Below are 24,460 nucleotides of genomic sequence, written 5' to 3' on the forward strand. Positions count from 1 at the left end.
CACCTGCTGAGCGGGAACGCCAGGCACCATCGCGAGACCACCCGACGCCGCAGCGCCCTCGCGCGCAGCGTCGCCGCGCTTGCGCGCACGCTGGCCGCTCCGCAGGGGGCGGGCACGGCGTCCGGTGGTCTCGCGATGGTGCCTGGCGTTCCCGCTCAGCAGGTGCGTAATCCGGCTGGCACCGTCACCGGCCCACCGGAATTCGACGGTTTCCGACGCCCAGCAGATGCGCCCGAGATCAACGGCCACGGGGCGAAGGGATCGCCCGAAAGAGAGGTGTCGATATGACGTCGCTTGCCCAGCCCACCTCGGTGATGTCCGGGAACGACCCCGCGACCGGGGATGCGGAGCAGCAGCTGCGGGCACGGTTACGGCGGGTGCTGACCGCGGAGTTGCCGGAGCGGGTCGAGGCCGCCGCTCGGGCCGGGGAAGGCCCGTTGAGTGTGACGCGGCGTCGGCAGATCGGCCGCGAGGTCCTTGATGAAGCGATTGCCGCGCATACTGAGGCCGAGTTGCTTGCTGGTCGCGTGCTGCTGGATCGCGGCGCGGAGCAGCGTGTCGCCGAGCAGGTGTTGGACGAGGTGTTCGGCCTGGGCGGGTTGCAGCCGCTGCTGGCCGACAGCTCGGTGGAGACCATCAACGTCAACCGGTTCGACCGGGTCTTCGTCCAGTACACCGACGGCCGCCGCGCCCAGGTCGCGCCAATCGCCGCGTCGAACGAGGAGCTGACGGATCTGGTGCGCACGCTCGCGGCGCGCGCTTCCTCAGAGGAGCGCCGGTTCGACCGCGGGTCGCCCGCGCTGAACCTGCAGCTGCCCGGCGGTGAGCGGTTGTTCGCGGTCCTGGGGCTGACCGCGGGTGGGGTGACGGCGTTGACGGTGCGCCGGCACGGCTATCTGACCGCCACCCTCGCCCAGCTCCGCCGCCGCGGCACGTTGGACGCGGGCCTGGAGCGGTTCCTGCGCGCTCTGGTGCGGGCCCGGAAGAACGTGCTGATCACCGGGGGCACCGGCGCCGGGAAGACCACGCTGTTGCGGGCGCTGGCCGCGGAGATGGATCCGATGGAGCGCATCGTCACCGTGGAGGACGCGTTCGAACTCGGCCTCGGGCTGGACCCGGAGCTGCATGCCGACGTCACCGCGTTGCAGGCGCGGGAGGCGAACGTCGAGGGGGAGGGCGCGATCGACCAGGCCGAGCTGGTGCGCTGGGGGCTGCGCATGAGCCCGGACCGGGTGATCGTCGGGGAGATCCGCGGCGCCGAGGTGATCCCGATGTGCAACGCGATGAGTCAGGGCAACGACGGCTCGATGGCGACGTTGCACGCCTCGTCGTCGAAGATCGCGTTCACTCGGCTGGCGTCATACGCCGCGCAGGGGCCGGAGCGGCTGCCGCTGGAGGCCACCGCGTTGCTGGTTGCCTCCGCCGTGCACTTCGTGGTCCACCTGGACCGGGCTGCCGACCGCACCACCCGCGTGATCGCCTCGATCCGGGAGGTCGTCGGGGCCGAGGGCGGCGCGGTGATCTCCAACGAGGTCTACCGGCGCGGTCCCGACCGGCGTGCGGTTCCCGTCGCGGGGGCTCTGCGGGCGGACACTCTCGATGACCTGGTCGCGGCCGGCTTCGATGCGGACCTGCTCGCCCAGCCTGAGGGCTGGTGGACGTCATGACTCTCGACACGGCGGTGGCCGCCGTGTTCGGTCTCGGTGCCGCGGCCGGGATCCTGCGGATCCTCGCCGCCTGGCGTCGACCGGCCGGGACGGTGTCGTCGACCTCAAGGTTCGGCGCCCGGCTGCGGGCAGTGCGCGGGCAGGATCGCGATCGCTGGTTCGTGCTGCGGGTGGTGCTCGCCGTCGGCGCCGGACTGCTGACCGGCGCGGTGACCGGTTGGATGGTCGGTGGGGTCCTGACCGGGGCGGCGGTGTGGTTTCTGCCTCGGCTGGTCGGGCCGGATCGCGCGCACGCGCGTCGCGTGGCCCGGATGGAGGCGATCGCGTCGTGGACGGAGATGCTGCGTGACGTTCTCGCGGCCGCGGCGGGGCTCGAGCAAGCCATCCTCGCCACCGCGCCGCTCGCGCCCGCGCCGATCCGCGGCGAGATCACCACCCTCGCTACGAGGCTGGAAAGCGGGCAGCGGCTGGTGCCCGCCCTGCGCCGGCTGGCGGCGGAGCTTGCCGACCCGACCGCGGACCTGGTGATCGCCTCCCTGGTCCTGGCCGCCGAGCACCAGGCCCGCCAGCTCGGCGACCTGCTCGGATCGCTAGCCACGACCGCCCGCGAGCAGGCCGCGATGCGGATGCGGGTCGAGACCGGGCGCGCCCGCACGAGGACCTCGGTGCGGGTCATCGTTGCCACCACTCTCGCCTTCGCCGCCGGTGTCGTGGTGTTCAACCGCGCCTACCTCGATGTCTACGACACCGTCACCGGGCAGTTCGTGCTGCTGCTCATCGGGGGCCTCTTCGCTGCCGGGTTCGCCTGGCTCTCGCGCATCGCTGCCGGTGGCGGCCAGGCCAGGGTGCTCACGCTGGACGTCCCGGCCGTCGCGAGCACGGCACCTGCCGCTCGCGGGGGTGAGCGTGCATGATCCCCGCCATCCTGTTCGGCACCGGGGCCGGTCTTGGCCTGTGGCTGCTCCTGGTCTGGGCGGTGCCACCGCGACCCGCCCTCGGCGCCCGGCTGGCTCAGGTCAGCGCACAACGGCCCGTCGCACCGATCCTGCGTCCGGAGGACGCGCCGTGGGTCAGCACCTGGGGGCGGGTGTTCGTGCCCGCCCTGCGCGCCGGGGGCCTTCCCGGCGCGAACCTGGTCAATGACCTGCGGGTCCTCGGCCGTGGCACCGATACCCATCTCGCGTCCAAGGCCGTGCTCGCGTTGGCCGGGTTGCTCGCGCCGTGGCTGCTGCAGGCGCTGCTGGCCCTCGGCGGTCTCTCCCCCGGGCTGGAGGTGTCGCTGCTGGCCGGGCTGGTGCTCGCCGGCCTCGGCTTCCTAGCCCCAGACCTCGATGTCCGCGCCCGGGCGGCCCGGCAGCGGCGGGAGTTCCGCACCGCCTTGTCGGCGTTTCTGGACCTGGTGTGGATCACCCTTGCCGGCGGCGCCGGAGTCGAGGCCGCGCTGCTGGATGCCGCCGCCGTCGGCCGCGGCCCCGCGTTCGACAAGATCCAGCGCGCGCTGGACGCCGCGCAGCTGACCCGCACCACCCCCTGGAGTATCCTGCGCCGCTTGGGAGAGGAACTCGACATCCCCGAGCTGTCCGAACTCGCCGCCTCGATCTCCCTGGCCGGAACCGAAGGCGCCCGTGTCCGCGGATCCCTGGCGGCGAAAGCACAAGCGCTGCGCACCCACCAGGTCACCGACGCCGAAGCCGATGCGCAGGCCGCCACCGAACGCATGGCACTGCCGGTGACGCTGTTGTTCATCGGGTTCCTCGGCTTCATAGCCTACCCGGCCGTCATTCAAGTCCTCAATGGACTCTAGGTCGGCCTGGGCGACGGAAAGGATTGCACGACAAGGAAAGAGGCGAACTCATGTTGTATCACTGCCGGATAGTGTGGAGCCTGATCCAGGCGCGGACCATGCTGCTGCGGGAGGACCCGGAGCGCGGTGAGATCACCACGACGGTCATCGTGACCGCCCTGATGGCCATCGCCGCGATCGCCATCATCGCGATCATCGTCGCGAAACTCACCGAGAAGGCGAACTCCATCGACCTCGGCCTCGGCGGCTGAGATGCACGGCCGACGCATCGCCGGCTCCATCCGGCGGGCGACTGGACGCGCCCTGCGTGGCGACCGCGGCGAGGTCACCGTCGAACTGGTCATCGCCACCCCGCTGCTCCTGCTGGCGTTGCTGGCGATCGTCCAGTTCGCACTGTGGTCACACGCCACCCACGTCGCGCAAGCCGCGGCCTCCCAGGCGCTCGCCGCCGCCCGAATGCAAAACGGCACCTCCGCGGCAGGGCATACCGCGGGGCAACGCTTGCTGGACGAGTTGGCGGCCGGCCCGCTGCGGAACTCGCGGCTGGACGTGGCGCGCAGCGCGATCTCGGTGGCGGTGAGCGTCCAGGGTGAGGCGACCCCGGTGCTGCCGGGCGTGCACCTGCACGTGCACGCCGAAGCCGTCGGTGAGGTCGAGAGGTTTATCCCAGATGGCAACGAGTTCGCTAATTCTGAAGCGTTTTCGGGCGGGCTCTCGACCGGTGGTGCCGGATGATCAGGGTAGTCGAGCGCTCCAGTAGGGGAGCCGAGGCCGACTTCGGGGCGACGTGTCCCGGTGTGAAGGCGATCGCGGCGTCAGAACAGCTCGGTGAGAACCCGCGAGTCGATGAGGATCCAGGCACCGATCGCGATGAACACGATGGGCACGAGCAGGTGGCCGACTTTCCGGAGCGTGTCGATGACTCGCTTGTGCGAGCCAAGCCACGCGCCTGCCGCGCACCAGAGTGCCAGCAGGGCGACGAAGACCGCGGTGGTGAGCAGTGTCGCCCCGACACCGAGGGTGCGGAAAAGCGGCGTGTAGATGCTGATGTTGTCCGCCCCGTTGGCGATCGTGACCGAGGCGACGCCGAGCAGGCCGGATGCCAGCGGCGCGGCGTTGTCACCGTCGTGCGTGCGCGCACGCCACAAACCGCGCACGCCCAGGACGAGAGGAATCAGGCCGAGCAGGCCAACCCACCGGTCCGGAACGATCACCAGCCCGGCGGCGGCACCGGCGCTGACCGCGACGAGGGTGAGGAAGCCGAGGTACTGGCCCGCGACGATCTGCCAGGGCCGCGGTGTGCCATGCGTGCGAGCGGCAAGGAACAGCGCAGTGAGCACGACGAGGTCGTCGACGTTGGTTCCGGCGAACACACCGACGGCGCTGCCAGCCGTGGACAGGGGGCTGCTCACAACTGTCGCAGCCTAGTCGGCGGACCTGTTGGTCGCGGTCAGGTCGGGCTGGTCGAGGGACGAGGCCGCCTTTCTCGGATGCGGAGGTGCTTCATGACGCGCCCCGGTGCCCGCACGCGGGCCGCGCTCGAAACACGCCGTGGTGCCGGGCGGCGGTGGTGGAACGGTGAGCGGGGATCGGTCACCGCGGAGGCGGTGCTGATCGCGCCGCTGCTGATCATGCTGATCGTGTTCATCGCCGTCATGGTCCATCGCGGGGTGGATGCCCGGTTGCGGCTCGACGACGTCGCGCACCAGGCTGCCCGGGCCGCCAGCATGCAGCGGAGCACGCCGGCGGCCGCCGATTCGGCGCGCGCGACCGCTGCGAGTGCGCTGGCACAGGCCGGCGTGGTGTGCCGGAGTGTGACCACCAGCCTGCGCGGCGCGGTGATGCCCGGCGGCACGATTTCCGTCAGTGTGCGGTGCTCCGTGGACTTCGGGCAGGCGGTGCTGCTCGGTGTTCCCGGCACGACCACGTTGGAATCGACGGCCAGCGAGGTCGTCGACACCTACCGCTCCGTTGATTACGGGTTCGGGAATTCTGAAGGTGTCGTCGGCTCGAACCGGAGCGGGGGTGGCCGCTGATGAGGGTATCGGGTGGCTTGGGTTCCCGAACTGGAGTGCAGTTTCGAGGTTCAGTCGTCGGCTTTGGTGAGGTCGGGGTGGTCGACGGTCGTGGTGTAGCGGGTGCCGGCTTGGATGCTCAGGCCGAAGAGGTCGGCGATTCGGCGGACGTCGCCGCTGGTGGCGTGGGCTTCGTCGAGGATGCGGTCTTCGCGCACTGCAGCGGCGGACAGCCCGGGTCCGAGGGTGAGCCAGATCCAGCGTTTGCTTGCCGGGTCAGGGCGGCTTGCTGTGTGACGGGTGATGAACAGGTGCGGATTGGTGGTGTTGGGCCACCGTCGCGCGCGTTCGTCGAGGTATCGGGCGAGGCGCTCGCGGACTGGTTTGGCGAGCACGACGGTTCGGCCGTCGATGTGCAGGCGGCCGTCGTGAATGTGGGTCAGGTGCAGGCGTTGCAGTTGCCGGACGTGCAGGCCGTGGAAGGCGATCAGGGCTGTGACCGCGGCTTGGGCTGGGACGTCGGAATTGAGTGCGGTGCGCAGCAGATCGATGTCGACGGGCAGCGGTTCGCGAGATTGGTGTTCGCCGGTCTTGATGCGGCGGGTGGGATCGGTGAACAGGACTCGGCGTTCTTTCAGGACACGGAAGATCGATTTGAGGCCCTGCCCGGCGGTGGATCGCGGGTTGCCGGATGGCGGCAGTGCGAGCAGGACGTCTTCCTTGCTGATTTCGCGCAGGCTGGTGTGGCCCATGGTTGCCCACTCGCGCAGGATCGGCAGCGCCCAGCGCAAGTGCAGGTTGATGGTGGTGTCGCTGCGCCGTCGACGGCGTGGAGGCGTTGGGCTTCCGTTCTTCATGACCTGAAACCAGGTATGCAGTTCGATCGTCATCGGCTCGGGCAGGTTGCGGAGTTGCTGAGCGACCCACGAGTCGAGCGCCGCGAGGCGATCTTCCTCCAGCAGCCCGGCCGCGGCGAGCACCTTCAACACGGTCCAGACGGGCAGGTCGATGTCTCGCAGGAGTTCCACGTTACTGGCCTTGACTGGTCCGTCGTCGTCGCGGATGCCCAGCACGATGCGGATGCCGAAGCAGGTGTCGGTGAGTTGGTTCTTGCTCCACCCCAGTGCGGTGGCCGTCGCGCGGGCGTGCTCGTCAAGCTCAGCGGCGAGCACAGGATCGGCCCGTTCGTGCAAGCCGGTGCGTCCATGCGCGGCGAGATCGCGCTGGGCGTGGAACAACACGAGTTGGTTGAGCGGCGCCCGCGCGTCAGGGCGCTCGGCGGCCTGACTGCTCGGCGGCCTGGCTGGTGGGCGTTGCCCTCTGTTGGTGAACAGGTCGGCGAGGAACAGCTGGTGACCGAGTCGGCTGGCGGCGGTGGGGTCGAACGTTCCGAGGGCCTCGGTCAGGAGAGTGCCCTGCTTGTGACACAGCCGACACACTCCCCACTTGCCCAAATGACGGCGCCTGTTGCACGAGGGGCAGGATCCGACGTCTCGATTGCTTCGTCGGTAACCCGTGCATCCAACGCACAGCCACTTGTGCGTTCGAGTCGTTCCCCAGGCGTGGCAGTCGGGGCAGGAATCGACTCCGGTTTCGCCGTTGATGTGGCACCGGGCGCAGATGCCGCTGGTCCAGTAGTCGGTGGTGGCACCGCATCGCAGGCAAGGTGGAGGGGTAACCGGACCACCTGGCCAGCAATCGAAGCAGAACTTCACCCCGCGCATCGCGACCGGTCGTTGCGCGCAGATAGTGCAGCGTGGCTGCCGGATCGCAGTAGCTCCGGGGCGTCGCGGCGTCACGCCGGAGGTGTGGATCTGTTGCGCCCCAGGCGAGGTGTCACCGCTGGCGGTGGCGACGAACGTCGATCACCGGCCGCGCGGGCCAGGGCCTCCCGTCGTGCCTGGACTTGCGCGGGCTCGCGAATCAGTAGCTCGTCAGGCGAACAGTCCAGGACAGCGCAGAACACGTCGAGATCCTCGAGTCGAATTGTTGTAGGCGTGGTGGTCCACAGCGCGGACATCTTCCCGGCGCTGATTTCCAAGCCGTACTCGGCGAGTCGGCGACGCATCTCGGTGGACTTCCAGATTCCGCGTTCTGCGGCCTTGAGTCGCAGGTTCCACTGCATCGTCTTAACCTCCGATATCGGTCAGCCGGGCCGCGACGCGGGCGTTGGATTGTGCCCATGCCTGCTCGATGTGGTCGTTGTGGACATGGATGTAGCGGGTGGTCGTAGACAGCCAGGAATGCCCCAGCAGTTCCTGGATGGCCTTGAGATCCATTCCGCGCGCGTACATCGAGGATGCGCAGAAATGCCGCATTCCGTGCGGTGTGAGCCGACCTTGCCACGTCGGCAGCCTGTGTTCGACCGCGTCGGCGAAGCCGGTGCGCAGCGCGTTGGTCCCCGCCCGCCGGCAGAGTCCGGTCTGCCGGTCGCGTCGCTCGCTGGGCAGCAGTGGTGCATCCGGATCGGCCCAGTCGTCGCCGAATTGGTGTCGTACGTCGGTCAACCACCACGTCAACAAGTCGCCGACGGCGTTGATCGCCGGAACCAGCCGGGTTTTCGGGCCGCGACCGTGGCTGCCCTTGCCGAAACGGACGTGCAGCTTCCCGAGTTCGCCGAGATCCGGCCGCCAGTCACGGATGTCCAACGCCACGGTTTCGCTGATACGCAGCCCAGCCCGACGCCACAGCGACGCCGCCAGGTAGTCCCGCGCGGCGGGCAGGAACTTGCGGGTCTGTGGAAGCGCCTCGCGCCACCCCGCGAACAACGCCTCAACCTCCGTGGAGACCGGCGGCACCCGTGGAACCAGCACCGCCTGCGGCTTTTTCGGCCGGTTGAACTCGTCAATCGGCTGCGCCACAACGCATCCGGTCAACTCGTGAATGTCACCCTGATAGCGCGCGATCACAAAATCGAAGAACTGCCGCAGCGTCACAGCTTTCGAGAACACCGTGTTCGGCGCCTGCTTCCGGGTGGCACGAAGCCAGATCAAGTAGCGATCCGCGTCGTCGGTTTCCACCGACCACACCGGACGACCAACGAAACGGACGAAGTCGAACAACACCGACCGCTCGCGCGACACATGGAGGTCGCTCACCCCGCTGGCCGCCATCGCCAACGCGTACTGATCGACCAACTCCTGCTCGAAATCCCCTTGCTCCTGCGCCGTACTCAACTGACGCGGAGACCGGATCGTGCGAACGACAGCCAGCTCCACGTCCGAACTCCACTTCACCACAGGAACGATCTCTTGAAGAATCCCGGCCATCCTTCAGGAATCCCGACCGAACGTCAATACCTCGTCATGGCCGGTGGAACCCACACCCACCTGCGGACCAGCCGCAACACGTCAACCTCCGCCGCAGAGGAACTGGGGACATGTCAGACACAGACGGCCGGGAGCACGCCATGACCGGCCCGCACTGGCAGAGATGGCCTGCGTGGTGGGCGGGCGAGGACGGCCGGGTGTCGGCGTTCGTGCTCGCCTTGATGCTGGGCTTGCTCGCGGTGGCCGGGTTGAGCCTGGACGGCGGTCTCGCGCTCGCGAGCAAGGTCCGTGCCGGTGGTCAGGCCGAGTCCGCGGCCCGCGCCGGTGCTCAGGCACTGGATCTGACCGCATACCGCGCGACCGGTGAGGTCCGGCTCGATCCTGCCCGTGCCCGGGAGTCGGCGCAGCGCTACCTCGCCGCGGTCGGCGCCACCGGGACCGTGCAGGTCACGGGGGACACCGTCACGGTGCAGGTCACGACCACTTACCGCACCCAGCTGCTCTCGTTGATCGGCATCGACGACATCCGCACCCATGGCAGCGGCGCTGCCCACCCCCAACGCGGCGTCACCGCCGTCGAACCGTAACCGCACGGAAGGGAGACCGGCATGGTCACATCGGAAGAGGAAATCACCCGCCGCCTCACCGAGAAGGACACCGCTCGCAACGCCCGCCGCGCCGAGGCGGCCACGACGGTGGGCGAGCTGGCACGCCGGCACGCCACGCTCGCAGCCCAGCTCGCCGAGCTCGAGCGCGAACTCGGCGAGGTCCTGACCGCAGCCGGGGAGGTCATCGACATCTCCGAGCTGGCCCAGGTCACCGACATCCCCGCCGCCGACCTGACACGCTGGCGCGACCAGACCACCAACCGCGGCAAACGCCGTCGCAGCACCACAACGAAGGCCCGCAGCAACGCGACCAACGGCCACGCCACGTCCATCACTCGCCCCACACCGAAACGGCCGGCCGAGCCCGCCGCGGCGGCCGCGAGCGCGTGATGGTGCCGCTCACCCGCCGAGCCCGGCCACCCGCGTGGCTACTTCGCGCTGCCCGGCTCCTTGGGCGCACGGTGCGCGGGCTGCTGGCCGCGGCGATGCTGCTCGCGCTGACCGGCGGGCTGCCGTGGGTGCTCGTGCGGATCGTGGGCTGGCCGCTGCCGGATCACCTCCCCACCCTGGACGAGATCGGCGCCGTGCTGATGGCACCGATGTCCACGAGCTTCCTGCTCGACACCGTGGCGTGCCTGGCGTGGCTGCTGTGGTTCGTCTTCACCCTCGAGGTCGCCGCCTGCGCGATCGATGTAGCACGCGGCGCACGAGCGCTCGAACTGCGGCTGCGGACCGGCCCGGTGCGTCGCGTCGCGGCCGTCCTGGTGGGCACAATGCTGGTGGCCGTGCTTGGCCGCACTGCCACCGCCGCACCGGTCACGTCCGTCGACCCGGCACGGCCCGCAGGCCACGCGCCTGTCGTAGCGGCCGCCCCCGCCTGGACCGCCATCCGGCCGGTAAATCACGCGATACACGCGGACGCGCCGGGCACTGAACGCGTTCGCGAGCCGGCCAACGGAGTGCACGACTCGCTGTGGCGAGTCGCGGAGCGCTGCCTCGGTGATGGCGACCGTTGGCCCGAGATCTGGGCCCTCAACCAGGGCAGCACTCAGCCCGGCGGGCGCCGGCTGACCAATCCGAATCTGATCCACCCTGGCGACACTCTCCGGCTCCCCACGCACACCGCCGCGGCACCACCCTTATCCGGGCCCGATACCCCGCGTCCCGCGACGCAAGCGCCGACTCGCACCGCAACTCCGTCGTCAGCACCGACGACGCAGGGCGACTCGGCAGGGAAGGACGCTGGCAGGGGTGGCGTGTCCTGGGGTGGTGAGATCTTCGTCAGCCTGGGCTTGGCGGGGGCCGTGAGCGCGCTGCTGGTGCTTGCGCGGCGGCGCCGGAACGCGCGTTACCGGCCCGGCAGTGGCCGACGCGGCGACGATCTGCCCGTCCCGCCCGTGGTGTACCAGCTGCGGCTGGCCCACCTGCGTGCCCAGCATCGTGACGAGGACTCCGAGTTCGAGGCCGATACCGCCGACACCGGAGCCCCCACTGGGCCGCGCGGCGAGGATCAGTTGCAGGTCCTCGTTTCGCATTTCCGGCGCGTCGTCCCCTCGCCGCATTGGGACAGCGCCGTCGACACCGCTGTCCGGGACGTCCACGGCGGCGAGGTCGAGCAGATCGCCCTCGACCTCGCGGCGGTGCACGGCCTCGGACTGGTCGGCCCCGGTGGCTACGCCGCGGCCCGGGCCCTCGTGGTCGCCGCCCTCACCACCACCGACGGCCCAGTCACGGTGCTCGTTCCCGCCGACGACCTCAGCCGCCTGCTCGGCGTTCCGGTCGCCGGACCGCTCCCGGACCGGATCACGGTGGTCGCGAACCTGGATGCCGCGCTGACCGTTCTCGACTCCCAAGCCACGCACCAGGAGTCTGGGCGACCGGGCCTGCGCACCGTCCTGGTGGCATCCCCGCCACGCGAGCCGGAGCTGCAGACACACCTGCAGCAGCTGCTCGACAACGGCGCACCATCGGGCGTCAGCGCCGTTCTGCTGGGCCAATGGCGCGCCGGCGTGACCGCCTACGTCACTAGCGACGGGATCATCTCCGCGACGGACCCCGGGCACGGTGAGCCCCTGCGCGGCGCACGGGCCTTCACCCTGCCCGACACCGCCACCCGCGACCTGCTGGCCTTCCTCCACGCCACCCAGTCACCCGAACCCGACCCGTCCCATGACGAGACACCCGCCGAGCAAGCTGCGCCAGGCGAACACAGAGCCCAAAGACTGGAGATCGTCACCGGCCCACCACCTGTGGAGCCCGACGACGACCAACACCCCGCCTCACCAACGACCGGAGATGGCAAGTCAGCGGCGCACACCCCGTTGAAGCTGGCCATCTTCGGCGCGCCGACCCTGCGCTGGCGACCCGATCCCGACCGGCCGGACGACCTGCGCGACGTCACCGGACACCTGACCACCCGGCTGCTCGAACTGCTGGTGCTCCTCGCCGTCCACCCCCGCGGCGTGTCCCGGGACGCGATCGTCGACGCCCTCTGGCCCGACCACCCGCCGCGCAACCCGGCGAGCGTCCTGCGCACCGTGCTCTCCCGCATCCGCCGGGCCCTCGACACCGCGACCCGCGGAGCCATCGCCGACCTCGTGTTGAGCGAACATGGCCGCTACCGGCTCGACCCGGCCCTCGTCCACGTGGACTACTGGACCTTCACCGACGCGGTCTCCCGCCGCCGCACCGCTACCACTCCCGATCAACGCCTCGAGGCCTACGAGGCCATCGTGGCTTGCTACGGCGGCACTCTCGCCGACGGACTGGCCGCCGAATGGCTCACCGCCGCGCGCGAAGCGACCCGCCGGGACGCCCTCGACGCCGTCGCCGCGCTCGCCCGCGCCCACGTCGACACCGACCCCGACTACACCCTGGACCTCCTGGAAACCGCGCGCGCATTCGACCCACACAACGAGCTGCTCTACCGCGACATCATGCGCCTGCAACACGCACTCGGCCGGCACGATGCCATCTCCCGCACCCTCACCCTGCTGCGCACCCGCCTCACCGAAATCGACGCCATACCCACACCCGACACCATCGACCTTGCACAGCGACTACGCGCCCAGCACACCGGGATCCCCGCCGAGAAAACTCGCCATCACACGCAACCATGAATCACCGAGTGGTCGCGAATCGATGGAGGAAAAAGACTCGTCGGGAACAACGAAATACCTCGATTTCTAGCCCCTGCCTGGCCGGGTTCGATGCTAGCGTCGACACAGTAGAACCACCGCCAAGGCCGGAAAAGAACTCTGTGCGCACCTGTCCATACCTGGCCGTTTTTTCCCGTGTAAGGGGATCACGGGACCGGCAGTTGCAATTCCGTCGCGAATGTACGGACGACCTCATGCGGACAGGCGCGGCTGGGTCCCTCGAGCGCAAACGACCGCCCCGTGTCATCGCCGCGGGGCGAGGTGGCGCGGGGAGCGCGCGCCGACGGAGGGGCCGTTCACCGGGCCGCTCCGCATGGTTCTCCGGTATCCGGCTAAGCCGGATCCCCTGTTGTCCCACGTCACCGCAGGTCATGCACCCTGAACGGGGATCCACCGGTGTCCCAGACTCGCTTGCCGCCAAGCGGGTAAGTACATCAGGCCCGGCAGCGATGTCATGCACCATCCGCATCCTGATGTCGGTGGTTGGCGCGGTGCCCCGCTCGCCTTCAATCCTCCTGATTTTCCGTTGGTTTCTCTCGGAAAGACGGTCGTCCTATTCGGTTTTCCCGTCGTCCGGCGCGTTATTTCTGCGTTTGCTTCGAACCCGTTTGACCTGTGCAAATGATGTAGAAATAGGCGTCAATTCGACGGCGAAAAGATGGCCAAAATTCCCTGAAATTGACGCCGGAAAACTATTGCACGCCGCCCGGGGTCGAGTTACTTTTGATGTGTCACCGGGAAAACCGGAAACCACCACAAACCGCCCGCCCGGCGAATTCAGGAACGGGGATAGTTATGTGCTACACCGAGTCGAATGGCTGACCACCACCAGCAACCGGACACCCAGCGGGCCCGACACCGGGACGGTCGAATGCGGCCGCTGCTCGCGAACGCTGGACATCACCCGCCAGCAGTGGGAGCGCTTGTTGTACGGCACGGTCACCCACCCCGACGGAACGCTCGCCGGAACCTACTACCCGGCCGACCGGGTGCGCGGCGACCACTGGCGCATCGTCGCCGCCGACGGCACCCACTACGACGCCGCCACCGAATACGACGCGGTTGTTGCGCGTCGGCGGGGTCGATGACCACGCATACGTCATCGACCCGATGGCCGATCCCGCGCACCTGCCGGACATCGCGGTCAACCGCTTCACCGCGAACGGCTGCGCGGTCACGTGGCCTCCACCACCGAGGTCTTCCCGGTGCCGGGTGGTCCGTACATGAGCGCGGACACCCCGGCGGCGCGCAGTCGGCGGAGCGCGGTGACGTCCGACAGCCCGGACAGCTTGCGCGGGTGGTACATCTGCCCGTTCGGGCGGCGGACCGGACGGGTGACCAGCGCGGTCGGGGCGGGCGGCGGGGTGGGAGCCGACGAGGCCGGGGCGGTGGGGGTGCGCGGGGCGACGGTCGCGGTTTTCGCGGCGTCGGCGGTTTTGTCCGTGGCGCGGTAGCTGACCGGTTTGGTGCCGACCGGTCGCGCTTGTCCGAGTGCTTCCAGCGTCACCAGGGCATTGCCGACCGCGCCGGAGGACTTACCCAGTCGGCGCGCGATGGTGCCGGGGGTGAGCGCGGCGGTGGGGTCCTTGGCGAGTTGTTCGGCCACCATGCGGCGGAGTTCGCCGTTGCGCAGCCGGGTCGTGGTCGCGCCCGGGACAGCGAGCGCGGTGCCGTGGTCCGGAGTCGTGGCGGGGGTGCTCATGGTTTCGGTGTCCCTTTCAGGCGTACGTCACCACCCACGCCGACGGAACCGCCACCGCGTTTTGCAACTGCGGGTGGACCGAAGAACACCCCAACCACGACGCCGCCGCAGCGGCCACCGACGCCCACCACGACGCCGAACTCGCCTACAGCTGAACCGCCCGTAAACCCGCGCCACATCCCCGGAAAGGGGGCCACGCCGTGAACCGCAACGCCAACACACCGCGAATCCCGGCGGTGTAGACAACGTCGCCCCCTGCCCGTGCGGGGGCCACGCAGACCTCAACTTCCATCGGCGCAACGCCGAATGGGGCGAAAACTTCCAGCCCGGCTGACCTTGTGCTCCCCGCTTTGCGAACCGCGACCCCGCGTTCGACGACCTGATCACGATTCAGGGCGACAGCGACACCGTCACCGACGACTTCGTGGGCTCCTACACCCAAACCCCGGACGGGCGCTACGAATTCGCCTACGGCCCGCTGGTGACCGCGATGCGCGAGGGGCGCGCGCTGTTCATCGACGACGCCACCCTGATCCCGCCGACCGTGCTCGCCGTGGTGTACCCCGCGATGGACGGGCGCCGCCAGATCATCATCAAATCCCACAAGAACGAAGTGGTCGACGCCGCGCCCGGGTTTTACGTAGTGGCCGGACACAACCCCGGCGTGCACGGCGCGGTCCTCACCGACGCGCTCTCGTCCCGGTTCGCCGCCCAGATCCACGTGTCCACCGACTACGACCTCGCCGTCCAACTGGGGATCGAACCGAAAGCGGTGCGGGTCGCGCGGAATCTGGCCGCACGGCAGGGCAAAGGCGAGATCGGGTGGGCGCCCCAGTTGCGCGAGCTGATCGCGTTCAACCGCATCGCCGCCGTGCTGGGCACTGCTGCCGCCGCTGGCAACCTCGTGGGCATCGCACCCGAGGAGGACCGTGAGGTGGTCGCCGAAACGGTGCGCAACGTCTTCGGCGCCAACGTCGCCCCGCTGTCACTCGGACCGCAGTTCTAGCCCGCGACACCCGCCCGACAGATCGGAAGGGACAAACCCCATGAGCACCCACATCGCCACCGCCACCGCCACCCCCACCGCCGTGTTTCCGGCCGCCCCCGGCTGGCTCACCCTGTCCGCCGCGTTCGGAGACGAGGTCCCGGCGATCGCCGACCGCGACGACCTCGTGGTGACCGTCGCGCCCGGAGCGGGCCACGGCGCCCCCGCGTGCTTCTTCCCCGACCTCGCCACCATCGAGCTCGACGGGGTCCACGTGGACAGCGGGGTCGATCCCGCCACCGTCACCCCGCACCGGGTCGGGGACCGCAAGCGCTACCGCACCGCGTGGGGCCTGCTGACCCACGAATGCGCCCACGCCAAACACTCGGTGTGGCGGCCCCCGGACGACGCACCGCCCGGGGCAGCGGCGGCGGCGGAACTGCTGGAAGAGTCCCGCATCGAAGCCGCACACCTGCGCCGCCGCCCGGGCGACCGGTACTGGCTGCGCGCCAGCGCCACCAACCTCATCCTCGCCGACCTGCACACCGACGACCCGGCCACCGCCCCGACAATGACCACACAGGACGCCGCCCAGTGCGCCGCGCTGCTGCTGGCCCGGGTGGACGGCGGCGTCCTCAACTACCGCGAAACCGCCGCCGTGGCGCGCCAGGTCACCCAGATCCTCGACGCCGGCACCCTCGACACCCTGCGCGAGGTCTGGCGCGAGGCACACCGCACCGCCGACGACGACACCAACACGATGATCGACCTCGGCCGCCGCTGGTGCGAGGCCCTGGGCACCGACCCCAACGAACCACCACCCGAACCCGGCAACGACGGACAGAACCGCAACGGCACCCCGTCGCCGCTGGCGAAAGCGGTCACCAGCGCGGCGGCAGCGATCAGCCGCGCCGTCGCAGCCGAAACGGCACCCACCGACCCCGTCACCCGGGCGCGGAAAGCGGCCGCCGCCGACGACGCAGCACGCCAGCAGGCGCAACGCGCTGCGCGCGCCGTGTTCGACGACCCCGGACGGACCCCGGCCTACGGCACCACCATCCGGGGCACCCGCCCGCCACATGCCTCCGAACGCACCGCCGCACGCCAACTCGCCCGTGCGCTGACCACTGCCGGAACCCGCGACCGCACCGTCACCAAAACCCACTCGGCCCTACCCCCGGGACGGCTACGGATGCGCGGAGCCATGACCGCCGACGCGCAACGAGCGGCGGGCGCGATCCCCACCGCCGAACCGTTCACCCACACCACCCGCGCGATCGTGCCCACCCCGCCGCTGCGGATCGGGATCGCTTGCGATGTGTCCGGGTCCATGGGCGCCTTCGCCGGACCGGTCGCCTCGGCAGCCTGGATCCTGGCCAACGCCGCCCGCCACACCGCCGTCCCCGCCACCACCGCGACCGTCATCTTCGGCCACCACGTCCGCCCGGTCACCCGCCCCGGCAGCACCCCGCAGCGCGTCACCGAATTCGACACCGGCGACAGCGCGCACCACATCGACACCGCGATCAGCGCACTCGACGGCGCGCTCGACCTGTCCCGGCCCGACGCCGCCCGCCTCCTGGTGATCATCTCCGACGGCTGCTTCGAGAACGCCACCAAAGCCCCGGGCCAGAAAATGCTCGACCGGTTGCGCACCAGCAGCTGCGCGGTGCTGTGGTTGGAACCCGACACGCGCTTCAACGAACCCATGCACGGCGCCACCGTGCACACCCTGACCGACCCCGCTACCACCGCCCGCGCGATCGGACAGGCCGCGACCGCCGCCCTCCGCGCCACCCGCTGAGCCACCCGAAGGGATTGCCCGCCATGACCAGCGACACGTGCCCGAACGACCCCACCGTGCCATCCACCGCTGTCGCCCTCGTGCCCGCACCGCCGGGGGAGGTGCCGCTGCGCGCCCCCGCCGACGCGTGGGCGCTCGTGATCACCAACGTCCGCCTCACCCTCCCCGAGCAGGCGGACACGCCGCCGACCGCGCTCGCCGCCGAGCTGTTCGCGGGGGTGTGGCTTCCCGCGCCGCCGCCCGCCGAGGTGCACCGGGGCGATGTCGCGGTGCGATTGCACCCGCCCGCCGACGACGATCCGGGTCGGGCCGATGTCGAGGTCCTCACCGCCACCCACCAGGGCTGGCGGACCGTGCAAACCCTGCCCGGGCTGGAGACACGCTGGCCGCAGGACGTCGCCACTGTGGCGGTGAGCTGGATGCGGGCACTCGCCGACGAGGCCGAACGCAAGGTCGGCCTGCGGCTGTTCACCTCGTCCATCGGCCGACCCGTCGACCCGACGCTGCCGGACCCGGACACTCCTGACGCGCTCGCCCAGCTGATCGACACCGGACTGGACGCGGTCGGCGAAGAGCTGGTGTGGAACGGGCACACCGCCACCGTGGGCCCCGGCGGCGCCCTGGTTCACGGCACCGAACCCGCCCTGCGGTTTCCCTCAGCTGTCTCCGCGCTCGCGACCTGGCTCGCAAGGCCCACCACGGTCAACGGCTGGTACCTGTGGCGCCTCGCCCGCGACGACCGTCCCTTGGCGGAGCTCCGCGCCGAACTGGCCACCGCGTCCCGGAGCGCGGAGCGATGACCCGCGACCGCGCTCGGGACGCGGACTTCGCCTCGTCGCGGTGTGGGGACGTGCGCGACACCGGCACCGGGCTGCCGCGCCTGCTGAGTACGAAGTGCACCACCTGCATCTTCCGGCCCGGCAACCTCATGCACCTGCCACCCGGCTACCGCGACCAGCTCGTGCAGGAGGCGCTGGACCGCGACAGCTGGATCGTCTGCCATGCCACGCTTCCCGCCACGGGAAACCCGATCGGCACTCAGGCCATTTGCCGAGGCTTCTGGGACGTCCACGCTACCGAGTCGGCGGGCTGCCGCCTCACCACCGCGCTGGGCGGGCCCGTCCTCGCCCCACCACCCGACCCCCACAACTTCTGACAGAGGAGCAACCCATGCAGGACAGGAAGAAACGACTCGGGTGGACCGTACTGGCCGTGGTGCTGCCGGGACCGTGGACCCCGGTCATCGTGCTGGCCTACCTCCTCGGCCGCGCAGCCGAGAGCGACCAGGACACCGACCCCGAGGCCCGTCCCGCGCCGACCCATGTACCCGGCCCGGACCCTTTCCCGCCGCCGAGCAACCCGGCTTCCTACCCCACTGGAGGTGCGTGATGAGCCGCTCGACCACCCACGACTTCTACCTCGGGCGCGGACCGGACGCCGAGTGGATCGGATCGATCCACCTCGGCACCTGCGCCTGCCACAGTGTCGAGAAGATCGGTCTGGCGCGTTCCGCGGACGAATTCGCCGATCTCGTGAAGTCGTTCTTGCGCGCCGCCGAGGTCGGTCAGGCCGGCGAGGTCACCCACCGAGGCCACCCCTGGCCGTGGCTCTGGCCGACCAGCCACGGCACCGATTACACCCACGCCTTCGACAGGGGCACGGTGTGGACAGCGCGGCGAGGGCAGCGCTGGTCGATGCGCGCGGGCGAGTACATCCCACCAGGACCGGGCGAGACCCCGGTCGTGTTTCCGCACGGCCGCGACACCTGCGGCTACACCGGGATCGACGCCGCCGAAACTGCGGAGCGCCGCTACGGGCCGCTCCTGGGCGAGACCCACCGCCACGACCTGCATCAGCTCGGACTGCGCATCCTCGCCGACCTCACCCTGCCGTCACCGGGCCCGGCACCCGCCCAGCTCGTCGAGCTCCGCGCGCAACTCCCGCCACACCTGCGGTACCTCATCAACGCCCACGAGACGACGGCAGAGCTGGAGATCGAGGTGTTCGGCTACCGTGACGGCGACCCCGCCGCAGACGCTACCGCGCAGGCCCTCACCGCACTGCCCGCCCTCTACGGGTGGACCGACCCCAACGGCGGGCCGCCCCGCTTCGGCACGCGCGTGCTCCTCGCCGATGACGAGCGCCACCTCACCCACCCCGCGCTGGCCGACCGTCATACCCGCGCGGTGCTGACCACCACCTGACACCCCCGCCACGACGACACCGACAGGAGGTCGACATGACCGACATCGCCGATTCGCTCGACGAGCTCTGCCCAGACTGTCACGCCGCGCGCACCCCGCCCACACCAGGTCTCTTCCATAAAACCTCCACACCGCCCCTGCTCGAGGGAAATCGGAAGGTGAAGCGTGAAGCACGTGTTTCCACCCGGCGAGGTTCTGGTGGCGTCGCCGCATGAGCCCGCGTTCCCTGGTATCCCCGACAGCCAACCCCCCGCCGTCAGCGAGGACGGCTGGAGGGAGACAGGCCTGCGGTGCCGCCGATCCGTGGCGCAATGGATCGGCATCTACCAGGAAGCGGTCTACGGTGGCGCGCAGATCCGCTACGACTGGCAGGGCGACGTCGTGCACATCCATGACGACCCCTGGGGGTTCTCGCAGGAACGCCAGCCTCGCGTCATCCGGCCCGACGACGACGGCCGCTACGAGGTCCGTGACGTGTGGTACCCGATCGCCTCACCGCTCGCCGCTGAGTTGCAGCACCGCCACGGCGCCGCGCTGGCGGTTTTGGCCGGTAACGCTCCGCCGCGCGCGACGCCGGAGATGCTGACCTACCTCACTGATTGGCCCCGCACTGGACGGAACACACGCGACAACCTCGAAAAGCTGCTGGCCCGCGTTCACTGAATCCTTCCGCGCCCCGCCTGTCCACCGGGCTTTCGAAGGAACAAGCTGTCGCCTGCACGGCTACTGGTCTCCGTTCGCTGCGAGGAGGAGCCGCAGGTACCGCCGCGGTGCGCCGGCCGAGGAAGGGTTTGATCGAACAAGGCGGCTCGCCGTGCGAGCGGATCAGTCCACGCGGCACAGGACAGGAATCGAGGGGCCTTGGCCCGACGACGACCCCGATCTCAGACCGGGGTCGTTCTCTGTCCCGTGCATCCATGACGACTTGATCCGCACGATCGTCTTTTTAGGACAAGCGCTTGACAAGGAGGCGGTGACGAAGCGTCCATAGTCGTGTAGCCCGAACCACCGGATGCGCACCGGCGGGCCACCGCTCCGGCCGGGGCATGACCAACAGATTTCATTCCAGCACGCAGGGAGTTCGTCATGTCCCATAAGAACCACACGAACCGGACCACCGCCACCACCACCGACGACTGCCACTTGCACGCGGTCCCCGATCAGCAGAACGTGGCAATGACAACGGAGGACAAGGTCCGCGCCGCGCTAGCCGACAATCCTGGGTTCACCGCAGCCGAGCTGGCGATGGAGGCCGGGGTCGGCCGCTCGACCGCCGCGAAGATCTTGGCCCGCTGGGACCGCGACGGCCACGCGATCCGCACCTCTGGCGCCGGTCCACGTAACCCCGACACTTGGGCCCTCGCACCGTCGTACGCCACCACCACGCCGGACGTCGACGACGAGCAGCCCGACGCGACGGGGACGGCGCCCAGCACCGACCAGGGAACCGATGACCCCCACAGCGCCGACGAGGCAGCCCCCGGGGATTCTGCCACCACCCAGGTCAGTGGCCCGGCCGTGGAGGAGTACCCGGCGGCCGAAGAGCGCAGCACCACACCGGAGACCGAGGACAATGCCGTCCCCGACAACGCGCCGACCTCAGCGGCCGACGACAGCGCACCCACCGACGGTATTGCTGCCGCCCAGCTGGCCGAAACACTGACCACGTCTTCGGTCGACAACGCGACCACGACCGAGTCGTCCAGGGACGTCCCCGCTGCGGACGCGGCATCCGTTGACACCACTCCGCCGGACAAGGGGCGGCTACGCAAAGGTGGGCTGCGGGCCTTGGTGGAGGAGTATCTGACCGAGCACCCCGGCGAGAGCTTCGGGCCCGCCAAGATCGGCAAGGACCTCGGCCGTTCCGGCGGCGCGGTCAACAACGCCCTGGAGAAGCTCGTCGCCGACGGGTACGCGCTCAAGACATGCGAAGCCCCCAAGCGGTTTGCGGTCAATCCGGCCGAGACTGACATCCCGTAGGAGCCCAACCGGGAGGGGGGTATCTGCGCGTGCGGTCGTCGTCCGACGGGGCGGCGGCCGCACGCGCGTGTCGATCCTTCGCGTGGCAACGGCCTGCGCTCACAACCGGCGGGCAGGGAAGCCGGTCCGAACCTGGCCGCACCTCGAACCGTGCGTGGGCCTGTTCACGGCAGCGGTGGTTCGTCGCCGCCTCGGAGGCTATCGATTCCGCGTGCCTCGGATCCTAAGTCGAGGGTCGCGTGGCGCCGACGTAGTTGTCGTTCGCGTGTCGGTAGTTGTCGATCTGGACTGGGCTGCCGAAGGTCGGTGCGTTGATCATTTTGCCGTTGCCGAGGTAGAGGGCGACGTGGGTGATGTTGGCTGGGGTGCCGTAGAAGACGAGGTCGCCGGGAAGCAGGGGGGATCCGTCTGGGACTCGGGTTCCGGTGTGGAATTGGGCGTGGGCGGTTCGGGGGAGGGTGATTCCGGCGGCGTCGTAGGCGGCTTTGATGAGGCCGGAGCAGTCGAACCCTTGGTCTCCGCTGTCGGGTCCGTCGCCGCCCCAGATGTAGGGCAGTCCTCGTTGGCCGCAGGCGTAGTTGATGGCGGTCAGCGCTGCTGGCGTTGGTGCTTGGATGTTGTTGCAGTCTCCGGTTCCGTCGAGGGCGGGTGCGGGTTCGCAGCGGATGCCGGCGACGGCGGCGACGATGCGGCGGGCGTCGGTTTCGTGTGGTCCGTAGGCGTGCGGGGTGCCGGAGCGTTGGACGGCTTGGGCGGCGGCGTTGATGCTCATGGCTTGCCAGTTCGGGGTGGTGAGCAGGTGTTGGTAGAACTGGGTTGCGGCGTAGGTGGGTGTGGTGATTTGTGCGGCGGTGCCCCAGCCCATCGAGGGGCGTTGCTGGAACAGGCCGAGGCTGTCGCGGTCACCGTAGTCGAGGTTGCGCAGCCCGGATTCCTGGATGGCGGCGGCGATCGCGACGACCCAGCCCTGCTCAGGCACCCGCATCTGCTTGCCGACGCCCACGATGATGGCCGCGTTGCCCATCTGCTCGGACGTGAAGCCGGGCACCGTCCCGGTGGGTGTGCCGTCCGGGGTGCAGATCAGCGAGCCCGCGGCGCTGCTGCCGGTGAGGGCGCTGACGACGCCGGCGATCCCGGCGGCGAGGAGCAGCGGGATGGCCAGGACGAGGGCGGCGACGCCGGCGGCCAGTCTGCTTCCCATGGTCCGGCTCGGCTCCCTTCCGTCGATGCTGGCGTCGGCTTAGCGGGCGAGCCGGTTCGGCGTCGCGCGCGGCGGGATCGGGCTGGGCGGTGGTAGCCGGTAGGGCGTGGCGGCCGCGGTGTCGGCGTCGTCGTCGGGGGTGGTGGGGTCGGCCGGTGGTGGGAGGCCGGGCCAGGCGTCGGGCAGGTCGGCGAGGGTGTAGCGGGGTCCGGCGCGGTCGGCGCGTGCGGTGGTCAGCGGCAGCCATACGGCCTCGGCGGGGCTCGGGTGCGTCGTGCGCGGGTTGAGTTGGTCGGCTGCGGCGGTGGCGACCGGGACGGCGTGACGGTTGTCGAGGTCGGCGTGTATGCGGGCCAGCGCGGTGCGGGCGCCGGCTTCGCGGCGGGTGGTGGGCAGCCAGATGAGCACGGGGGTGGCGATGCCGGTGGCCTCGGCCAGCCGGGCGTAGCCGATGAGTTTGCGGCCGACCTTGGTGAGAGATTCGGTGCCGGTGTCGAACTCGAGGAACCACTCGATCTCGCGGGCGGTGGTGCGCCAGCGGCCGTAGCCGTCGGGGATGACGAGGTCGCCGAAGTGGCGCGCGCAGCGTGCTTCGGACCACCACGCCACCAGAGCCTCGCCGCGGGTGGCGCGGGTGTGGGCGATCAGGGCGGTGAAGAAGTCGTTGACGCCGACGGTGTGGGCGAGGCGCTGGTTGTGCGCGATGCCCATGGCGCGGTCGTGGCGGTAGCCGAGTTCTGTGACCTCCAGGCCGTGCTCGGCGGCGAGGACGGCCGCGCCGGCGGGCCCGAGGACGTAGTGCATGGGCGCGGAGCCGCGTTGGCGGAACGGCTGGAACCGCGACACGGCGCGCCACAGGTAGAGGTCACGCAGCCGCTGCCGGGCCGAGCGGCCGGAGGGAAACGCGGCGTCCTGGAGTTGGCAGCTGGTCAGGACCCGGTGTTCGTGCAGCAGGGCCAGGATCCATCGGTCGCGGGCGGTGAGCCGGGCGGCGAGCATGGCCTGGTGCTCGACCGAGCCGGCGGCGCGAGCGCCGCGGCGGCCGGGCAGGTGCCCGCGCAGCGTGTGCTGACGCGTGGTCGTCGTGATCACAGGCGGTCCTCAGGGCAGGGGTGGGCGCGGCGTGGGTCGGTCTTGCGCGGCCGGGTCGACGCGACCGGCCGTGCGGCAGGCCGGGTCCGCGTGGTGGGAGGGCGTGCGCCGGTGTGGTGTGCGCGGCGTTGGGCGCGCAGTGCGGAGCGGATTTCGCGTGCCCGTCCGGGGATCGGGTCGGGCAGGGGGGTGGTGGTGAGGGTGAAGGGTTCGGTTTCTTCGCCGTGGACGACGAGGCGGGCGGCGGCGTGGTAGGCGCCGAGGTGGGACAGGTCGTGGTCGGAGAGCCGGGGTGTGGTGTGGCGGGCGAGTTCGCGGGCGTCTTCGGGGCTGGCGGAGAAGAAGATCTTTGAGCGGGCGTTGGTGGAGATGCCTTCCTTCAGTTCGCGGGGCAGCTGGCCGAGGTGCTGGTGCGCCAGGGTCATCGCCACCCGGAATCCCCGCGCCTCGGCCAGCATGTCCTCCAGCGGGTAGGGCAGGTTGAGAAAGTTGTGGCATTCGTCGACCACGAGACTGGCGTCGGGCCGCAGGCGCTGCGGGACCCGGGCGCGGGCGGTGGTGGCCTGCCACGTGCGCGCCACCACCAGGGAACCGACCAGCCGGGTGGTTTCCTCGCCGAGCGAGCCTTTGGGGATGCGGACGAGGCAGATGCCGCCCTCGTCGAGCACCTGGCCCATGTCCACGGTGGATCGGCCGCCGGCGATTGCTTCTTTGACGAAGGGGCGCAGCAGGAACGCGCGCAGCTTGTTCATCAGCGGCGAGATCACCTGGCTGCGGGAGCTGTCGGTGAGGTGGTCGTACCACTGCCAGAACCCGGTGAGCACGGGGTCGGTCAGGCCGGCGGTGATACGGGACCGGAACGCCTCGCTGGCCAGTAGCTTGGGCAGGTCGGCCAGGGTGGGCACGCCGTCCTGGGCCCGCAGGGTGAGGCAGGCGGCGCGCATGAGGTCGTCGGTGCGTGGTCCCCAGAA

At 70.1% G+C, this 24,460-nt stretch carries 26 protein-coding genes and 2 pseudogenes; 20 read left to right on the plus strand and 8 right to left on the minus strand.

All coding sequences use genetic code 11. The annotated features are described in order from the left end of the window. The 6 genes and pseudogenes from ABZ193_RS37305 to ABZ193_RS37330 all read left to right on the plus strand — a co-directional run. Positions 1 to 288: pseudogene (locus tag ABZ193_RS37305) on the plus strand (hypothetical protein); the annotation flags it as partial. Then, positions 285 to 1,667: an ATPase, T2SS/T4P/T4SS family gene (locus ABZ193_RS37310; RefSeq protein ID WP_354713329.1), complete on the plus strand. Its 1,383-nt coding sequence runs from the start codon at positions 285 to 287 to the stop codon at positions 1,665 to 1,667. The pseudogene ABZ193_RS37305 and the gene ABZ193_RS37310, both read left to right, overlap by 4 nt. Further along, the gene (locus ABZ193_RS37315; protein WP_354713331.1) at positions 1,664 to 2,581 is read left to right on the plus strand and encodes a type II secretion system F family protein; all 918 of its coding nucleotides are present in this window, start codon (positions 1,664 to 1,666) and stop codon (positions 2,579 to 2,581) included. Before ABZ193_RS37310 ends, ABZ193_RS37315 begins: the two co-directional genes overlap by 4 nt. Continuing rightward, positions 2,578 to 3,471 carry a type II secretion system F family protein gene (locus tag ABZ193_RS37320; RefSeq protein ID WP_354713333.1) on the plus strand — a complete coding sequence of 298 codons (894 nt, stop codon included), beginning with the start codon at positions 2,578 to 2,580 and terminating at the stop codon, positions 3,469 to 3,471. Before ABZ193_RS37315 ends, ABZ193_RS37320 begins: the two co-directional genes overlap by 4 nt. Positions 3,472 to 3,521: 50 nt before the next feature. After that, positions 3,522 to 3,722 (plus strand): hypothetical protein, encoded by a 201-nt coding sequence (locus ABZ193_RS37325; RefSeq protein WP_354713335.1) that lies wholly within the window; start codon positions 3,522 to 3,524, stop codon positions 3,720 to 3,722. 1 nt (position 3,723) lies between these two features. Continuing rightward, on the plus strand, positions 3,724 to 4,206 hold the full coding sequence (locus tag ABZ193_RS37330; protein WP_354713336.1) for a TadE/TadG family type IV pilus assembly protein: 483 nt from the start codon (positions 3,724 to 3,726) through the stop codon (positions 4,204 to 4,206). A gap of 80 nt (positions 4,207 to 4,286) precedes the next feature. Here ABZ193_RS37330 and ABZ193_RS37335 read toward each other — a convergent pair whose 3' ends face one another. Next, a complete protein-coding gene (locus ABZ193_RS37335) occupies positions 4,287 to 4,883 on the minus strand; it encodes a cadmium resistance transporter (protein ID WP_354713338.1) in 597 nt (198 codons plus the stop codon). 93 nt (positions 4,884 to 4,976) lie between these two features. Here ABZ193_RS37335 and ABZ193_RS37340 point away from each other — a divergent pair, with 93 nt between their 5' ends. After that, a complete protein-coding gene (locus ABZ193_RS37340; protein WP_354713340.1) occupies positions 4,977 to 5,507 on the plus strand; it encodes a TadE family protein in 531 nt (176 codons plus the stop codon). Between the two features lie 50 nt (positions 5,508 to 5,557). Here the strand turns inward: ABZ193_RS37340 and ABZ193_RS37345 are convergent, their stop codons facing one another. From ABZ193_RS37345 to ABZ193_RS37355, 3 genes are all read right to left on the minus strand, one after another. Continuing rightward, positions 5,558 to 6,940, minus strand: a complete 1,383-nt coding sequence (locus ABZ193_RS37345; RefSeq protein WP_354713342.1) for a hypothetical protein — start codon at positions 6,938 to 6,940, stop codon at positions 5,558 to 5,560. Positions 6,941 to 7,281: 341 nt separating this feature from the next. Beyond that, positions 7,282 to 7,611 carry a helix-turn-helix transcriptional regulator gene (locus ABZ193_RS37350; RefSeq protein WP_354713343.1) on the minus strand — a complete coding sequence of 110 codons (330 nt, stop codon included), beginning with the start codon at positions 7,609 to 7,611 and terminating at the stop codon, positions 7,282 to 7,284. A 4-nt stretch (positions 7,612 to 7,615) separates the two neighbouring features. Continuing rightward, positions 7,616 to 8,755: a tyrosine-type recombinase/integrase gene (locus ABZ193_RS37355; RefSeq protein ID WP_354713345.1), complete on the minus strand. Its 1,140-nt coding sequence runs from the start codon at positions 8,753 to 8,755 to the stop codon at positions 7,616 to 7,618. Positions 8,756 to 8,895: 140 nt separating this feature from the next. Here ABZ193_RS37355 and ABZ193_RS37360 point away from each other — a divergent pair, with 140 nt between their 5' ends. The 4 genes from ABZ193_RS37360 (at position 8,896) to ABZ193_RS37375 (ending at position 13,609) form a co-directional block, all read left to right on the plus strand. After that, positions 8,896 to 9,342 (plus strand): hypothetical protein, encoded by a 447-nt coding sequence (locus ABZ193_RS37360; protein ID WP_354713375.1) that lies wholly within the window; start codon positions 8,896 to 8,898, stop codon positions 9,340 to 9,342. Positions 9,343 to 9,363: 21 nt separating this feature from the next. Then, complete coding sequence (locus ABZ193_RS37365) at positions 9,364 to 9,753, plus strand: hypothetical protein (protein WP_354713347.1); 390 nt, start codon at positions 9,364 to 9,366, stop codon at positions 9,751 to 9,753. Positions 9,754 to 9,824: 71 nt separating this feature from the next. Further along, a complete protein-coding gene (locus ABZ193_RS37370) occupies positions 9,825 to 12,482 on the plus strand; it encodes a BTAD domain-containing putative transcriptional regulator (protein WP_354713349.1) in 2,658 nt (885 codons plus the stop codon). A gap of 488 nt (positions 12,483 to 12,970) precedes the next feature. Next, positions 12,971 to 13,609, plus strand: a complete 639-nt coding sequence (locus ABZ193_RS37375; protein ID WP_354713351.1) for a hypothetical protein — start codon at positions 12,971 to 12,973, stop codon at positions 13,607 to 13,609. An 86-nt stretch (positions 13,610 to 13,695) separates the two neighbouring features. On the opposite strand, the gene ABZ193_RS37380 is transcribed toward ABZ193_RS37375, so the two are convergent. Continuing rightward, entirely contained in the window at positions 13,696 to 14,223 is a 528-nt protein-coding gene (locus ABZ193_RS37380; RefSeq protein ID WP_354713352.1) for a hypothetical protein, read from the minus strand. A gap of 361 nt (positions 14,224 to 14,584) precedes the next feature. Here ABZ193_RS37380 and ABZ193_RS37385 point away from each other — a divergent pair. The 9 genes and pseudogenes from ABZ193_RS37385 to ABZ193_RS37425 form a co-directional block, all read left to right on the plus strand. Beyond that, positions 14,585 to 15,229, plus strand: a pseudogene (locus ABZ193_RS37385) (AAA family ATPase); the annotation flags it as partial. A 40-nt stretch (positions 15,230 to 15,269) separates the two neighbouring features. Then, on the plus strand, positions 15,270 to 17,012 hold the full coding sequence (locus ABZ193_RS37390) for a hypothetical protein (RefSeq protein ID WP_354713354.1): 1,743 nt from the start codon (positions 15,270 to 15,272) through the stop codon (positions 17,010 to 17,012). 23 nt (positions 17,013 to 17,035) lie between these two features. Beyond that, positions 17,036 to 17,812 carry a hypothetical protein gene (locus ABZ193_RS37395; protein ID WP_354713356.1) on the plus strand — a complete coding sequence of 259 codons (777 nt, stop codon included), beginning with the start codon at positions 17,036 to 17,038 and terminating at the stop codon, positions 17,810 to 17,812. A gap of 50 nt (positions 17,813 to 17,862) precedes the next feature. Continuing rightward, complete coding sequence (locus tag ABZ193_RS37400; RefSeq protein WP_354713358.1) at positions 17,863 to 18,168, plus strand: hypothetical protein; 306 nt, start codon at positions 17,863 to 17,865, stop codon at positions 18,166 to 18,168. A gap of 14 nt (positions 18,169 to 18,182) precedes the next feature. Then, on the plus strand, positions 18,183 to 18,401 hold the full coding sequence (locus tag ABZ193_RS37405; protein ID WP_354713360.1) for a hypothetical protein: 219 nt from the start codon (positions 18,183 to 18,185) through the stop codon (positions 18,399 to 18,401). Beyond that, positions 18,401 to 19,216 (plus strand): hypothetical protein, encoded by an 816-nt coding sequence (locus tag ABZ193_RS37410; protein WP_354713362.1) that lies wholly within the window; start codon positions 18,401 to 18,403, stop codon positions 19,214 to 19,216. Before ABZ193_RS37405 ends, ABZ193_RS37410 begins: the two co-directional genes overlap by 1 nt. Before the next feature lie 35 nt (positions 19,217 to 19,251). After that, positions 19,252 to 19,431, plus strand: coding sequence for a hypothetical protein (locus tag ABZ193_RS37415; protein ID WP_354713364.1), 180 nt, complete (start codon positions 19,252 to 19,254; stop codon positions 19,429 to 19,431). An 88-nt stretch (positions 19,432 to 19,519) separates the two neighbouring features. Continuing rightward, positions 19,520 to 19,879, plus strand: a complete 360-nt coding sequence (locus tag ABZ193_RS37420) for a hypothetical protein (protein WP_354713366.1) — start codon at positions 19,520 to 19,522, stop codon at positions 19,877 to 19,879. A 423-nt stretch (positions 19,880 to 20,302) separates the two neighbouring features. Then, the gene (locus ABZ193_RS37425; RefSeq protein WP_354713367.1) at positions 20,303 to 21,196 is read left to right on the plus strand and encodes a hypothetical protein; all 894 of its coding nucleotides are present in this window, start codon (positions 20,303 to 20,305) and stop codon (positions 21,194 to 21,196) included. 223 nt (positions 21,197 to 21,419) lie between these two features. Here ABZ193_RS37425 and ABZ193_RS37430 read toward each other — a convergent pair whose 3' ends face one another. The 3 genes from ABZ193_RS37430 to ABZ193_RS37440 all read right to left on the minus strand — a co-directional run. Then, the gene (locus ABZ193_RS37430; RefSeq protein WP_354713369.1) at positions 21,420 to 22,397 is read right to left on the minus strand and encodes a C40 family peptidase; all 978 of its coding nucleotides are present in this window, start codon (positions 22,395 to 22,397) and stop codon (positions 21,420 to 21,422) included. Positions 22,398 to 22,436: 39 nt separating this feature from the next. Further along, on the minus strand, positions 22,437 to 23,489 hold the full coding sequence (locus ABZ193_RS37435; RefSeq protein WP_354713371.1) for a replication-relaxation family protein: 1,053 nt from the start codon (positions 23,487 to 23,489) through the stop codon (positions 22,437 to 22,439). Then, a partial coding sequence (locus tag ABZ193_RS37440) for a type IV secretory system conjugative DNA transfer family protein (protein WP_354713373.1) occupies positions 23,486 to 24,460 on the minus strand: 975 nt, incomplete at its 5' end. The genes ABZ193_RS37440 and ABZ193_RS37435, both read right to left, overlap by 4 nt.

This window comes from Amycolatopsis sp. NPDC006125 (assembly GCF_040614195.1).
Taxonomy (GTDB): domain Bacteria; phylum Actinomycetota; class Actinomycetes; order Mycobacteriales; family Pseudonocardiaceae; genus Amycolatopsis_E; species Amycolatopsis_E tucumanensis.

What these genes read in the sequence shown, in the direction of transcription:
- ABZ193_RS37310 (WP_354713329.1), top strand. Translation starts at nt 285, where the DNA reads ATGACGTCGCTTGCCCAGCCCACCTCGGTGATGTCCGGGAACGACCCC.
- ABZ193_RS37315 (WP_354713331.1), top strand. Translation starts at nt 1,664, where the DNA reads ATGACTCTCGACACGGCGGTGGCCGCCGTGTTCGGTCTCGGTGCCGCG.
- ABZ193_RS37320 (WP_354713333.1), top strand. Translation starts at nt 2,578, where the DNA reads ATGATCCCCGCCATCCTGTTCGGCACCGGGGCCGGTCTTGGCCTGTGG.
- ABZ193_RS37325 (WP_354713335.1), top strand. Translation starts at nt 3,522, where the DNA reads ATGTTGTATCACTGCCGGATAGTGTGGAGCCTGATCCAGGCGCGGACC.
- ABZ193_RS37330 (WP_354713336.1), top strand. Translation starts at nt 3,724, where the DNA reads ATGCACGGCCGACGCATCGCCGGCTCCATCCGGCGGGCGACTGGACGC.
- ABZ193_RS37340 (WP_354713340.1), top strand. Translation starts at nt 4,977, where the DNA reads ATGACGCGCCCCGGTGCCCGCACGCGGGCCGCGCTCGAAACACGCCGT.
- ABZ193_RS37350 (WP_354713343.1), bottom strand. Translation starts at nt 7,611, where the DNA reads ATGCAGTGGAACCTGCGACTCAAGGCCGCAGAACGCGGAATCTGGAAG.
- ABZ193_RS37355 (WP_354713345.1), bottom strand. Translation starts at nt 8,755, where the DNA reads ATGGCCGGGATTCTTCAAGAGATCGTTCCTGTGGTGAAGTGGAGTTCG.
- ABZ193_RS37360 (WP_354713375.1), top strand. Translation starts at nt 8,896, where the DNA reads ATGACCGGCCCGCACTGGCAGAGATGGCCTGCGTGGTGGGCGGGCGAG.
- ABZ193_RS37365 (WP_354713347.1), top strand. Translation starts at nt 9,364, where the DNA reads ATGGTCACATCGGAAGAGGAAATCACCCGCCGCCTCACCGAGAAGGAC.
- ABZ193_RS37375 (WP_354713351.1), top strand. Translation starts at nt 12,971, where the DNA reads ATGTCATGCACCATCCGCATCCTGATGTCGGTGGTTGGCGCGGTGCCC.
- ABZ193_RS37380 (WP_354713352.1), bottom strand. Translation starts at nt 14,223, where the DNA reads ATGAGCACCCCCGCCACGACTCCGGACCACGGCACCGCGCTCGCTGTC.
- ABZ193_RS37390 (WP_354713354.1), top strand. Translation starts at nt 15,270, where the DNA reads ATGAGCACCCACATCGCCACCGCCACCGCCACCCCCACCGCCGTGTTT.
- ABZ193_RS37395 (WP_354713356.1), top strand. Translation starts at nt 17,036, where the DNA reads ATGACCAGCGACACGTGCCCGAACGACCCCACCGTGCCATCCACCGCT.
- ABZ193_RS37405 (WP_354713360.1), top strand. Translation starts at nt 18,183, where the DNA reads ATGCAGGACAGGAAGAAACGACTCGGGTGGACCGTACTGGCCGTGGTG.
- ABZ193_RS37410 (WP_354713362.1), top strand. Translation starts at nt 18,401, where the DNA reads ATGAGCCGCTCGACCACCCACGACTTCTACCTCGGGCGCGGACCGGAC.
- ABZ193_RS37415 (WP_354713364.1), top strand. Translation starts at nt 19,252, where the DNA reads ATGACCGACATCGCCGATTCGCTCGACGAGCTCTGCCCAGACTGTCAC.
- ABZ193_RS37425 (WP_354713367.1), top strand. Translation starts at nt 20,303, where the DNA reads ATGTCCCATAAGAACCACACGAACCGGACCACCGCCACCACCACCGAC.
- ABZ193_RS37430 (WP_354713369.1), bottom strand. Translation starts at nt 22,397, where the DNA reads ATGGGAAGCAGACTGGCCGCCGGCGTCGCCGCCCTCGTCCTGGCCATC.